The organism is Streptomyces sp. A1277, from assembly GCF_004795015.1.
Classification (GTDB): domain Bacteria; phylum Actinomycetota; class Actinomycetes; order Streptomycetales; family Streptomycetaceae; genus Streptomyces.
The window spans coordinates 16,875-29,306 of record NZ_SSBI01000055.1 but is presented as its reverse complement, the minus strand read 5'-3'; the positions used below and the strand labels follow the sequence as shown (position 1 = coordinate 29,306).

The window sequence follows — 12,432 nt, the reverse complement described above, 5'->3', positions numbered from 1 at the left end:
CGGGCCACTTGTCACGACAGTAGGAGCGGGGCGGGAGTACGTCTATGCGGGAACGCGACTATGCGCGTCATTGCATAAACAGCTCCGGAGGAGCGGAACTTGGCGAACAGCCCCCGTTCCACCTGGCACGGGACGGCCCTGGCGTTCATCCCGTCATACGTGGTGCGCCTCCGGCACACGGCCCCGGTTCGACCAGGACGAACCAGACCGTCTTGGCGCGCCCTGCCCGCCCGCCGCGCGTCGTGGTCCCCCAACGATCGGTCAGGCTCTCCACGATGAGGAGCCCGCGTCCTCTCTCCGCATCCGGCGCGGTCCCCGGCTTCGGCAGCCGGTTCGGCTCGTCGTCGGTCACGTAGACCATCACCTGGCGCCGGTTCACCGTCACGTCGACCCGGATGCGCGCCGACTCCGTATGGCAGTGCGCATTGGACACCACCTCGCTCACGCACAACCGGGCGTCGTCGACCAGCCCGGGGTGCTCGGTAGTCCGCAGCAGCGTCCCCACGAAGTCCCGCGCGACACGGGGCGCCGTGGGGCTGTTCGGTGCGACGAGCCGGTAGCGCTCGCCGCGCTGGGGGAGGTACGGGACGGGCGGGGACGGAACGGTTACGGAGGTCATGACGCGGTCTCCCTATGCGAGCGGGTCTCCGGGTACGCCGGCCCGTTCCGGTGAGCCGTGGCATCGGCCGCCCCCGCATGGGATCAACTCACGTGGGATGACTGCACTTCGGGTCACTGGGCCGCTTCCGGCCGACGCGAAGGACGCTAGGGCACAACATTGTTACGGCGCAACAGTGGGACGGCCGTAACACTCATACGAGTGGACCAGTGACGCTGCGGGGCGGCACACTCGTACCCGTACGAAGGGGAGGCCCATGCCGCCGAGGAGCTATCCGACCGCCAGGCAGAAGCGGTTGGGCGCGGAGCTTCGCAAGCTACGCGAGCGCGCTGGAATGTCCGGAAGTGAAGCCGCCGCCTATCTGGGCGGCGAGCGCGCCCAGATCAGCCACATCGAGTCCGGCCGCTACGGAGTGAGCGACCAGCGCGTCCGCCGCCTCGCGGCTCACTACTCAGCCGGTGACAAGCATCTGGTCGACGCGCTCGCGCGTATGGCTGAGGAGCGCACCAAGGGATGGTGGGACGACTACCGAGGGATACTCTCACCGGGATTCCTGGACCTGGCCGAACTGGAACACCACGCCACCTATATCCGCGCCATTCAGATGCTGAACGTTCCGGGAATCTTCCAGACAGAGGCGTACGCACGGGATCTGATCCGAAGCGGCGTTTCCGATCTCCCGACCGCAGAGCTGAACGCCCGCGTAGAGCACCGCGCAAGGCGCCGCGAGATTTTCGACCGGCCCGCGCCCACGTTGTTCGAAGCCTTCATCCACGAGGCGGCCCTGCGCATGCGGTATTGCGACAGCGACACCATGAGAGAACAGCTCGAATTTCTTTACACCGTGTCCGCGTGGCCTTCCGTGACGATCCGCGTCATCCCGTTCGCAGCACGGATCACCGGCTCGGTGCACTCGATGCTGTACGCCGGGGCCGGCATCCCGGCGCTCGACACCGTACAGATCGACAGCGCTTTCGACGCAGGATTTCTGGATGCCGAAGCCCAGCTCGCCAAGTATCGAGAACTTCTTGGTTCTATCGAGTCGATCTCCCTCACCTCGGAGGAGTCGGCTGAATTCATCCAACTCATCGCACAGGAAGTGTGAGTCAACGCGACATGACCGACGCAATCAACTGGCAGAAGTCCTCGTTCTCGGGAGCGGACAACAACCAGAGCTGCATCGAGCTGGCCCCTGTGGATGGCGCGATCAGGATGCGCGAAAGCGACGACCCCGATGTGGTCGTCACGACGAGCGTGGCCAAACTCCGTGCCTTTGTCCTGGGTGTCAAGGCCGGTGAGTTCGACCACTTGATCTGACCGACTCGTAGAGCGCCCTCCACCTGCACGGAAGCCGGCAGGCGGAGGGCGTTCGCAAGGGACGGCGCAACTTAGGGACGTCCCACTGTTGCGCCGCATGGATCGGTGACGCTACCGTCACCGTACGTCGCCGACCCGGCCGAGCGCATCGCTCGACCGCGCTGTGTGTTGCGTCAACGAACCCTGTTTTCACGCCAGTTGAAGGCCACGCCTCGATCGGACGGTCGACCTTGCGTACATCACCCCGAGCCACTTCCGTGACGGCACTCGTAGCGCACGGCTTCCGGTTCGAAGTGCTCCGGTACGGCCCCGCCACCGGATTCGTGCCGGAACCCGTCGACCTCCGCATCTTGCCCGGCCCCCGCGACACGATCCGGATCATCCGCGTACAGCTCCGTACGAGCCACGTCCTGGGGCTGACACCTCGCGAGACGACAAGGGCTCTCCACTGGGTTGACCAGGGCGGCTGGGTGCAGGCTCTGGCCGCACTCCATCGCGGCGAACCGTGCGGATTCACCCTCCTGCTCCGCAAGGGGCGCCACATCGAGTGGCACGTGCGCCCCGTGCGCTACCTGACGCTCGCCCCTTCGGGCCCCCTGACCGAGCAGCCTCCCCCCGGAAGGCATGTGCGCCGACACGCCTGCATGCCGACCGGCCGCAGGGAGCAGGCAGGATCCCGCCGCCCCGGCCGGGGCGGCGGGATCGGCTCGCGCACGGGCGTTACGAGCTGGGTGCCACCTTCGCCAGGCCGTTGATGATGCGGTCCATCGCGTCGCCGCCCGTCGGGTCGGTGAGGTTGGCGAGCATCTTCAGCGTGAACTTCATCAGCAGCGGGTGCGTCAGGCCGCGCTGGGTCGCGACCTTCATGACCTTCGGGTTGCCGATCAGCTTCACGAAGGCGCGGCCCATCGTGTAGTAGCCGCCGTAGGTCTCCTTGAGCACCTTCGGGTAGTTGCTCAGCGCCAGTTCCCGCTGGGCCGGGGTCGCGCGGGCGTGCGCCTGGACGATGACGTCGGCCGCGATCTGGCCCGACTCCATGGCGTACGCGATGCCCTCGCCGTTGAACGGGTTGACCATGCCGCCCGCGTCACCGACCAGCAGCAGGCCCTTGGTGTAGTGCGGCTGGCGGTTGAAGGCCATCGGGAGGGCGGCGCCCCGGATCGGCATCGTCATGTTCTCCGGGGTGTAGCCCCAGTCCTCCGGCATGGAGGCGCACCAAGCCTTGAGGACCTCGCGCCAGTCCAGCTCCTTGAAGGCGGACGAGGAGTTGAGGATGCCGAGGCCGACGTTGGAGGTGCCGTCGCCCATCCCGAAGATCCAGCCGTAGCCGGGCAGCAGCTTCTCCTCGGGGCCCCGGCGGTCCCACAGCTCCAGCCACGATTCCAGGTAGTCGTCGTCGTGCCGGGGGGAGGTGAAGTACGTACGGACCGCGACGCCCATCGGGCGGTCCTCGCGGCGGTGCAGGCCCATCGCGAGGGAGAGCCGGGTGGAGTTGCCGTCGGCGGCGACGACGAGCGGGGCGTGGAAGGTGACCGGGGTCTTCTCCTCGCCGAGCTTGGCGTGCACGCCGGTGATCCGGCCGGTGCGCTCGTCGGTGATCGGGGCGCCGACGTTGCACCGCTCGTACAGCCGGGCACCGGCCTTCTGCGCCTGGCGGGCCAGCTGCTCGTCGAAGTCGTCGCGCTTGCGGACGAGTCCGTAGTCCGGGTAGGAGGCGAGATCCGGCCAGTCCAGCTGGAGCCGGACACCGCCGCCGATGATGCGCAGGCCCTTGTTGCGCAGCCAGCCGGCCTCTTCGGAGATGTCGATGCCCATGGAGACGAGCTGCTTGGTGGCGCGCGGGGTGAGGCCGTCGCCGCAGACCTTCTCGCGCGGGAACGCGGTCTTCTCCAGGAGGAGGACGTCGAGCCCGGCCTTGGCGAGGTAGTGGGCGGTCGTGGAGCCGGCTGGGCCCGCCCCGACGACGATGACGTCCGCGCTGTGTTCGGACAGGGGCTCGGTCACGGTCGGCTCTCCCGAAGACTCGAATTCGCGTGCCGCGCGGCACAGGTCCAAGGCAGTCTATGGGGGGCTGCTGATCAGCCCTCCGAAGGGCTGCCTGATGTCGATCGCGCCTACTGCTCCTCCCGTCGTACAGCTGCGCCGAAGGTGTCAGTCCACGTCGTTGAGCATCCAGGTGGACAGGACGGTGTCGAAGACCTCCCGGGCGGCCACCCAGTCGACATCGCGTTCGGTGACCTGGATGGCGTACTCGGTGCCGTCCTCGGCGATGTAGCTCTGGTCGATCACGTGGATCGTCACACCGCCCTTCTCGTACGTGTACTCCCATCGGGCGCCCTGCCGGCCCTGGAACGTGTTGGCCGAGAGCTGGATCTGCTGATAGCCCCTCCGGTCGGCGTCGGCGGTCTTCTCCAGGGCCTTGGAGTTCTCGTACGAGGTGTGGGGCGCGCCCGCGGTGACGCCGATCTTCAGCTCGGCGTCACCGGCGGACCTGGAGTAGGTGATCTGGTGGTTCTCCTCGCCCTGCCGCTCCCAGAGGTCCGGCACGGCGAGGGCGAAGCCGGCGGTGTCGGCGACCATCCGGTACCCGTCGGGGACGGTGGGGGCGGTGTGGTCACCGACCCGCTCCTGGGCCGGCTCCGCCCCGCTGTCCTCGGTGCTTGTGGTGTTCTCGGTGTTCTTGGTGTCGGAGGTGTCGGAGGTGTCGGAGGTGTCGGAGGTGTCGGGGTCGTCGTTGTGGCGGTCCATCAGGGCGATGACACCGGCGGTCGCACCGCCGCCGAGGACGAGCGCGGCGACGAGCGTGGCACCCCAGACGAGGGCAGGCCGCCGACGCCGGGGCTCGGGCGCGGGTGCGGTCGCCTGCGCGGGGATGTACGGCCCCGGGGGCGTGCCGGTCGGCGGGGCGTACGCCTCCGGGGCGGCGGTCATCCCGGCGGAGGGGTCCTGCGGACCGGGCGGGGGCGTGGCCCCGGGCGGGGGGTTGTACGGGCCGGGCCCGGGGGCCGTGCCCGGCGGCGGGGCGTACGGGGTCTGCGCGGGCGGGTACGCCGGGGCGCCGGGGCCCGGGCCCGGGCCGCCGCCGTGCCCCGTCATCCGCAGCAGGTACGGCGCGACGAGCACCGCGCAGCCCACCCACAGCAGCCCGAACAGCAGCGCGTCCGCCACGCTCGGGGCGAGCTCCATGGTGCCCCGGCCACCGAGGTCGGAGACGCCGCCGGAGACCTCCGAGGACAGGCCGCACATCCCGGTCAGCACCAGGTACCCGAGCAGGAACAGGCCGCCGGCGGTGACCTGTTCGCGCCGGTCGGCCGAGCGGCGGGCGGCGAGCAGGCCGACGACGAGGGCGCAGACGAGGCCGGTGGCCAGGGCGCCGGTCACGGCCCAGCCGCCCAGCCCGTCGCCCAGGTCACCGAGGCCGAACGCGCCGTGCTCTCCGCCGGAGCCGAAGACGTCCGCCTGCCCGCTCAGGTCGTAGTCCACGGTCCCGCCCCAGCTCACCGAGAGCACCAGCAGCGCGATGTTGGGCAGCAGCGGCAGGGCGACCAGCAGGCCCTTGCCGTGGACGCCGTCCGCGTTGGCGTAGCAGATGAACCCGATCAGGGCGCAGAGCAGCAGGACGACGGCGAGGGCGCGGACGGCGGTCCCGGCGGCGCGTACGAGGCTCTGCGCGGCCGGGCGCAGGGCGAGCCACTGCGCCGCGACGTCGCGTTGCAGGACCGCGCCGGTGGTCACGAGGGCGATGAGGAGCGCGCCGAGGGCGGCCAGGACCGGCGAGGAGTGCACCTCGACGCCCTGGATCTCGGGCTGTGCGTAGAGCGCGAGGACCAGCACGGCGGCGGCGGACACGACGCTGATGCGTACCGCCGCCTCCAGCCCGCCGCCCTGTCTGCGGACGGCCCGGGCGCCGAGGATCAGTGCGCCGATCCACAGGACGGTGACGGTGAGCGGGATCAGGGAGAGCGTGACGTGGCCCTGGGCGCCGCCCGGGTCGAAGTCGCCGTACGTGTCCCCGTACGCCGAACCTCCCCCGTACCCGCCGGTGTTCATGCCGCCCGGTGTGGCTGCCCGTACCTCGAAGCCGCCGCCGACCGCCTGGAGCAGCATGGCGAGCGCGATCCGCAGCCGGTCGACGAAGCCGACGTAGTCCTCGTCGCCCTGCCCGTAGCGGGGGATGGCCAGCGCCACCGCGAGGGCCACGATCAGCCCGGCCGGCCAGACGGCGGCCTTCAGCGAGCCCGCCCGGTCACCGCGCGCCACCCGCCCGAAGAAGAGCCCGAGCGGCGAGGGCCCGGCCGGGGCGGCCGGCATCGGCGCGTACCCGGGCGGCGGCGGAGACCCGGGCCCCGCCGCGAAGGGCGGCGCACCGGGAGGCGGCGAGCCGGCGGGCGGTGCGGCGGCCGGGGGCGGGGGCGCGGCGGGTTGCGGCGGTGCCGCAGGGGTGGCGGGGCGTTCGCGTCCGCACTTCATGCAGAAGCGCGCCTCGTCCGGCGCCTGGGCTCCACAAAACGGGCAGTACGACGGCATGAGGGCTCCGCAGCGGGGACGGTGGCGAGCGAAACGGTGACACACGGAAACGGGGAAGACGCGTGCCGTATCAACGACACATCTTCCCCGCCCACCGGTTCCCGTCAACTCGGAATGCGCGCAACCGCTTTCGCGAACGCCAAGAACCCTGCCGAACGGTGCACCGGGCCGTCAGTCGCGCACGCCCCGGTGCAGGGCGACCACACCGCCGGTGAGGTTGCGCCAGGCGACCTGGGACCAGCCGGCCCGCTGGAGCTTCTTCGCGAGGCCGGGCTGGTCGGGCCAGGCGCGGATCGACTCGGCGAGGTAGACGTACGCGTCGGGGTTGGACGACACCGCGCGGGCGACCGGGGGCAGGGCGCGCATCAGGTACTCGATGTAGACCGTGCGGAACGGGGTCCAGACCGGCTGCGAGAACTCGCAGATGACGACCCGGCCGCCCGGCTTGGTGACCCGGTACAGCTCGCGCAGCGCCGTGTCCGTGTCCTGGACGTTGCGCAGCCCGAAGGAGATGGTCACCGCGTCGAAGGACTCGTCGCGGAACGGGAGTTTCGTGGCGTCGCCGGCGGTGAAGGGCAGCCAGGAGTTGCGGCGCTTGCCCTCGCGGAGCATGCCGATGGAGAAGTCGCACGGCACGACGTACGCACCGGTCGCGGCGAACGGCAGCGAGGACGTCGCCGTGCCGGCCGCCAGGTCGAGGACCTTCTCGGCGGGCCGCGCGTCCACCGCCTTGGCGACCTCCCTGCGCCACAGCCGGTCCTGGCCGAGCGAGAGCACGTCGTTGGTGAGGTCGTAGTTCGCCGCCACGTCGTCGAACATCGAGGCGACTTCGTGCGGCTGCTTGTCCAGGGAGGCTCGGGTCACGCACCCCATTCAAGCAGCCCGGTCGGCGCGGCCTCGCGGCGGACGCCCCCGGAAAACCCGGCTTCAACCTTTCCGGCCCGGCGGCACTCAGTACTCAGCGAGAGACCACCGGAGAGAACCGGAACGAAAAGGGAAGGGGGCAGATGTTCACGGGAGCCAGCCGGAGCGCCGACGGCTTCGAGGAATTCGCCCGCGCGGGTCAGCGCCGGCTCTACCGCACCGCGTACCTGCTCTGCGGGGACGCCGACGCCGCTCGCGATCTGACCCAGACGACGCTGGCGAAGCTGTTCCAGCACTGGCACCGGGTGCGTGCCGCCGACCATCCGGACGCCTACGCCAGGACCGTACTCACCCGCACCTACATCGCCGAGCGCCGCAGGCGGCTGCGCGACCTCCTCGCCCACACGCCGATCGCCGCGCCCGCTCCGGCGGTCGGTCCGGAGCTCACGGTCACCCTGCTGGCGGCCCTCGCCGAACTGCCGCCCCGGGCGCGGGCCATGGTCGTCCTGCGGTACTGGGAGGACCTGAGCGTGGAGACGGTCGCCGAGCTGCTCCGGTGCAGCCCGTCCACCGTCAAGAGCCAGTGCTCGCGCTCGCTGGCGACCCTGCGCACCCGCCTGGGCGACGCGCACCTCTACACCACCCGAAGCTGAGGAGATACGTCGTGCACGTGTTCACGGACACCTCCCCGGGCGGCGAGCCCGGCCGGGAGGACCAGGAGCTGCTGATCAGGGCCGCCATGGAGCGGGCCACCGAGGGCGCGCCGCCGCCGCCCGATCTGGTGCCCGGGGCCCTGGTCCAGGGCCGCCGGCGCCGGGCCCGGGCCCGTGCGGCGATCGGTGCGGGGGTGACCGCCGTGGCCGCCCTGGGGGTTCTCGGCGCCACGCTGCCGGTGTGGGGCGGGGGCGCGGAGCCGGTACGGAAGTGGTCCGCCGCCTCGTCGGCCACGGCCACCGACGTCCCGCGCGCCGCCCGCACCCCCGTGCACATCGAGCCGAGCCCCGGCGAGTCGTCCATGGCGGACCTGCCGGCGGCCGAGCGGGCCCGGCAGGAGAAGTTCCAGCAGGAGGCGGCCGCGCTGTTCGACGAGCTGCTGCCCAAGGCGTTCGGCCCGGTCCGCCCGGTCGACCTCGACGTCAGCCGGTACCAGGGCGGGTCGGGCGGTCTGGTCTTCCCCCTCGTGTTCTCGGTCCGCCCGCAGGCCGGGCCGGGGGCGACCCCCGCCGATCCCCCCTGCACTTCGGTCCCGGAGAAGCATCTCCGGTGCAGGGAGGCGACGACGCCGAACGGCATCACGGTCCGGTCCGTCTCCGTGTCGGAGAACGGGGAGAAGGAGGCGAAGACGGTCACCGGCACCGTCCTCACCTTCGAGCGCGGCCACAGCAGCGTCACGCTGTCGGTCGGGGGCGACGACAAGGCCATGGTGTCGGCGCCGGTGACCTCGGCCCAGCTGCTCGACGTAGCCCAGGACGCGCGGTTCCTGGAACTCGTCTATTACGCCGACGTCCGTCCGATGGAGTCCTCGGAGCATGTGGTCCGTGGCGGCTGAGACGAGGCGGGCGCGCCACGGCCGGGGCGGTCGGCGGCGCGCCCGGCGGGCGCGGCGGGCGCGGCGGCGTGGCCGGATACGGGTGCTCGCCGCCCTCGCCGTACCGGCGGCGCTGATCGCTGCCGTCGTGGTCCTCGCGCCCCACTGGACGGGCGGGAACGACACCCGGGCCGCCACCACCGCGCGTGAGCCCTCGGCCGCCGCCTCACCCACGCCCTCCGCGAAGCCCGCCCCGGCCCCGAAGCCGTCCCCCTCCCCCACGCGCACCCGCGTCCGTATCCCGGCCTCCGGCCCCGGCACCTTCACGGCCGCCCGGGCGGGCACCTCGTCGGGCGGGCCGAACGCCTACCGGGTGGAGGTCGAGGACGGTTCGGGCGTCGACCCGGACGAGGCCGCCGCGCGGATCGCCGGCATCCTGGCCGCCCCGCGCGGCTGGGCGCACAGCGGGACGCGTTCGTTCCACCGGGTGGAGTCGGGACCGGTGGGGCTCGTGATCCGTATCGCGACCGCGGCCACCACCGACCGGATCTGCGGGCAGGGCGGCATGGACACGCACGGCGAGGTCAACTGCCGGATCTCCGAGACGGTGATGGTCAACCTGAAGCGCTGGCAGACCGGTTCGCCGGAGTTCGACGGCCCGCTGGACGAGTACCGGGCTCTGATCGTCAACCACGAGGTCGGCCACTGGCTCGGCCACGGCCACGAGACCTGCCCCGGCAAGGGCCGTCCCGCCCCCGCGATGATGCAGCAGATCTACGGGCTCAAGGGGTGCGTCGCCAATGCCTGGCCGTACGACGAGAAGGGGGCCTATCTGGGTGGTCCGTCCGTGCCGTAACGATTCTTCACGCGCCCTCGGCCCCACCTCATAGGGATGTGGACTGAACCAATTCGCCCTGTCACCGGTCCTACAGCGGGGGACGGAACCGCCGATCACTGGGAGGGGCGCGGATGCCCGATTGGAAGGGGCGCCGGGGGAAGCGGGGGGACAGCGGGCGGAGCCGGGTGCTGGTCGTGGCCGTCGTTCCCCTCGTGCTCGCGGCCGTCGCCGTCGTCGGCCTCCGCTGGAACGACGCGCACGGGCGCGGCGACTCCCCCACGGCCGCCTTCGCCGTGGCCCGGGCCGCCGCCACCGACAGCGGTACGGGGAACGCCTACCGGGTCGAGGTGGAGGACGGCTCCGGGCTCGACCCGGACAAGGCCGCCGCCGTCGTCGCGCGCATCCTGGCCGCGCCCCGGGGCTGGTCGCACCACGGGGAGCACAGGTTCCGGCAGGTCGCCGCGGGCCCTGCGGGTCTGGTCATACGGATCGCCACCCCGGAGACCACCGACCGGATCTGCGGAGAGAGCGGGCTCGACACGCACGGCGAGGTCAACTGCCGGGTCGGCGCCGATGTGATGGTGAACCTGAAGCGGTGGCAGACGGGTTCGCCGGAGTTCGACGGGCCGCTGGCCGAGTACCGCGCGCTGATCATCAACCACGAGGTCGGCCACTGGCTGGGCCACGGCCATGAGACCTGCCCCGGCAAGGGCCGTCCCGCCCCCGCGATGATGCAGCAGATCGACGGGCTGAAGGGGTGCGTCGCGAACGCCTGGCCGTACGACACCAACGGGCGGTATCTGGGCGGCCCCTCCGTGCCGTAGCCGCGTCAGCGGCCCCGGTACGCCAGCCGGCCCGCCGCGATCGTCGCCACACAGCTCGCCGCGCCCGCCGCCAGCAGCGCGGCCTCGTCCGGCGCGTCGAAGGCGGCGAGGTCCGCGCGGCCCCCGACGGTGAGCGGGGCCGCCGTCGCGTCGGCCAGCGCCCCGGCGCCGGACAGCGGGTCGAGCCGGGGCCCGCCGCCGGTGGGCGCGGACGGGCCGAGAACGGTGAGGCCGGACCGGCGGACGGCGGTGAGCAGGGCGGGAGGCGCGGTGGGGGCGGCGGTCACCGCGGTCGTGCCGTGCCGGAGCATCCGGTGCAGCCCGCGCCGCACGCTGCCCGCCCGCCAGGTGTCCTCGGGGCCGAGCGTGTCGAGCGCGGCGCCGGTCAGGGGCTCGGTGCCCAGGGTGTCCGCCTCGCGCGGGTCGGGGAAGTACCACTCCTCCAGCAGCCGGACCGCGTCCCGCTGGACCAGGCCCGGAGTCAGGACGCCCGGCCAGTGCCGGACCCGGGCGGCGGGGTGGGCGGCGGCCAGTTCCGCGTACGGTCCGAAGGCGGCGACCGCCGCGTCCCGCACGGCCACCGCACCGCCGGGCACGGGTGCGCGGCCGCCGCCCGGCAGCAGCAGGGCGGCGGCGTGGATCGTCAGCAAGGCGGCTCTAGTTGGCGCCCAGGAGCTTGAGCTCCGGGTGGGCCGTGCCGCCCTCGATCGCGACGGACGAGATGTGCGAGACGACGCGCTCGTCGACCGGGTCGTCCGCCGGGTCGTCGTGCACGACGAGGTGTTCGTACGTGGTGGAGCGCTGGGCCGGGACCCGGTCCGCCTTGCGGATCAGGTCGATGATCTCCAGGCGGTTGGAGCGGTGCTTGGCACCGGCGGAGGAGACGACGTTCTCCTCCAGCATGATCGAGCCGAGGTCGTCCGCGCCGTAGTGCAGCGACAGCTGGCCGACCTCCTTGCCGGTGGTGAGCCAGGAGCCCTGGATGTGGGCGACGTTGTCCAGGAAGAGCCGGGCGATGGCGATCATCCGCAGGTACTCGAAGAGCGTGGCCTGCGTCTGCCCCTTCAGCTTGTTGTTCTCCGGCTGGTACGTGTACGGGATGAAGGCGCGGAAGCCGCCGGTGCGGTCCTGCACGTCCCGGATCATGCGCAGGTGCTCGATGCGCTCGGCGTTCGTCTCGCCGGTGCCCATCAGCATGGTGGAGGTGGACTCGACGCCGAGGCCGTGGGCGATCTCCATGATCTCCAGCCACCGCTCGCCGGACTCCTTGAGCGGGGCGATGGCGGTGCGCGGCCGGGCCGGCAGCAGCTCGGCGCCGGCGCCCGCGAAGGAGTCGAGACCGGCGGCGTGGATGCGGCTGATCGCCTCCTCGGCGGAGACCTTGGAGATCCGTGCCATGTGCTCGATCTCGGAGGCGCCCAGCGAGTGGATGACCAGCTGGGGGAACGCCTTCTTGATCGCGGAGAAGTGCTCCTCGTAGTACTCCACGCCGTAGTCCGGGTGGTGCCCGCCCTGGAACATGATCTGCGTGCCGCCCAGCTCGACGGTCTCCGCGCAGCGGCGCAGGATGTCGTCCAGGTCGCGGGACCAGCCCTTGGCGGTGTCCTTCGGCGCGGCGTAGAACGCGCAGAACTTGCACGCCGTGACGCACACGTTGGTGTAGTTGATGTTGCGCTCGATGATGTACGTCGCGATGTGTTCCGTCCCGGCGTACCGGCGCCGGCGCACGGCGTCGGCGGCCGCGCCCAGGGCGTGCAGCGGCGCCGACCGGTAGAGGTCGAGCGCCTCCTCCGGAGTGATCCGGCCGCCTTCGGCGGCTCGGTCGAGGATGGGCTGAAGGTCGGCCTTCTCGGTCACCGGGCTGTCACCTTTCGGCGGTTTTTCAACGGATCTACGGACCGGTTCAGCGTACGCC

12 protein-coding genes and 1 pseudogene are annotated in these 12,432 nt (G+C 71.8%); 6 read left to right on the top strand and 7 right to left on the bottom strand.

The window, feature by feature from the left end; translation table 11 throughout:
* Positions 1 to 145: 145 nt before the first annotated feature.
* Entirely contained in the window at positions 146 to 619 is a 474-nt protein-coding gene (locus tag E6R18_RS29205) for an ATP-binding protein (protein ID WP_136319884.1), read from the bottom strand.
* 256 nt (positions 620 to 875) lie between these two features.
* Here E6R18_RS29205 and E6R18_RS29200 point away from each other — a divergent pair, with 256 nt between their 5' ends.
* Positions 876 to 1,724, top strand: a complete 849-nt coding sequence (locus tag E6R18_RS29200) for a helix-turn-helix transcriptional regulator (RefSeq protein WP_136319883.1) — start codon at positions 876 to 878, stop codon at positions 1,722 to 1,724.
* A gap of 11 nt (positions 1,725 to 1,735) precedes the next feature.
* Positions 1,736 to 1,936 (top strand): DUF397 domain-containing protein, encoded by a 201-nt coding sequence (locus E6R18_RS29195; protein WP_136319882.1) that lies wholly within the window; start codon positions 1,736 to 1,738, stop codon positions 1,934 to 1,936.
* Positions 1,937 to 2,656: 720 nt separating this feature from the next.
* Here E6R18_RS29195 and E6R18_RS29190 read toward each other — a convergent pair.
* From E6R18_RS29190 to E6R18_RS29180, 4 genes and pseudogenes are all read right to left on the bottom strand, one after another.
* Positions 2,657 to 3,940, bottom strand: a complete 1,284-nt coding sequence (locus E6R18_RS29190; protein WP_136319881.1) for a geranylgeranyl reductase family protein — start codon at positions 3,938 to 3,940, stop codon at positions 2,657 to 2,659.
* Between the two features lie 147 nt (positions 3,941 to 4,087).
* Complete coding sequence (locus E6R18_RS35310; protein ID WP_276607274.1) at positions 4,088 to 6,247, bottom strand: hypothetical protein; 2,160 nt, start codon at positions 6,245 to 6,247, stop codon at positions 4,088 to 4,090.
* A 148-nt stretch (positions 6,248 to 6,395) separates the two neighbouring features.
* Positions 6,396 to 6,463, bottom strand: a pseudogene (locus tag E6R18_RS35305) (zinc-ribbon domain-containing protein); the annotation flags it as partial.
* Between the two features lie 171 nt (positions 6,464 to 6,634).
* On the bottom strand, positions 6,635 to 7,327 hold the full coding sequence (locus tag E6R18_RS29180; protein ID WP_206308459.1) for a demethylmenaquinone methyltransferase: 693 nt from the start codon (positions 7,325 to 7,327) through the stop codon (positions 6,635 to 6,637).
* A gap of 143 nt (positions 7,328 to 7,470) precedes the next feature.
* On the opposite strand from E6R18_RS29180, the gene E6R18_RS29175 reads away from it, so the two are divergent.
* The 4 genes from E6R18_RS29175 to E6R18_RS29160 all read left to right on the top strand — a co-directional run bounded on the left by E6R18_RS29175 (position 7,471) and on the right by E6R18_RS29160 (position 10,517).
* A complete protein-coding gene (locus E6R18_RS29175) occupies positions 7,471 to 7,980 on the top strand; it encodes a SigE family RNA polymerase sigma factor (RefSeq protein WP_136319878.1) in 510 nt (169 codons plus the stop codon).
* 11 nt (positions 7,981 to 7,991) lie between these two features.
* The gene (locus E6R18_RS29170; RefSeq protein WP_136319877.1) at positions 7,992 to 8,876 is read left to right on the top strand and encodes a hypothetical protein; all 885 of its coding nucleotides are present in this window, start codon (positions 7,992 to 7,994) and stop codon (positions 8,874 to 8,876) included.
* Positions 8,866 to 9,711 carry a DUF3152 domain-containing protein gene (locus E6R18_RS29165; protein ID WP_240799891.1) on the top strand — a complete coding sequence of 282 codons (846 nt, stop codon included), beginning with the start codon at positions 8,866 to 8,868 and terminating at the stop codon, positions 9,709 to 9,711. Before E6R18_RS29170 ends, E6R18_RS29165 begins: the two co-directional genes overlap by 11 nt.
* A gap of 176 nt (positions 9,712 to 9,887) precedes the next feature.
* A complete protein-coding gene (locus tag E6R18_RS29160) occupies positions 9,888 to 10,517 on the top strand; it encodes a DUF3152 domain-containing protein (RefSeq protein WP_136319906.1) in 630 nt (209 codons plus the stop codon).
* A gap of 5 nt (positions 10,518 to 10,522) precedes the next feature.
* Here the strand turns inward: E6R18_RS29160 and E6R18_RS29155 are convergent, their stop codons facing one another.
* Complete coding sequence (locus E6R18_RS29155; protein ID WP_136319875.1) at positions 10,523 to 11,167, bottom strand: hypothetical protein; 645 nt, start codon at positions 11,165 to 11,167, stop codon at positions 10,523 to 10,525.
* A 7-nt stretch (positions 11,168 to 11,174) separates the two neighbouring features.
* A complete protein-coding gene (mqnC, locus tag E6R18_RS29150) occupies positions 11,175 to 12,374 on the bottom strand; it encodes a cyclic dehypoxanthinyl futalosine synthase (protein WP_136319874.1) in 1,200 nt (399 codons plus the stop codon).
* Between the last annotated feature and the right edge of the window lie 58 nt (positions 12,375 to 12,432).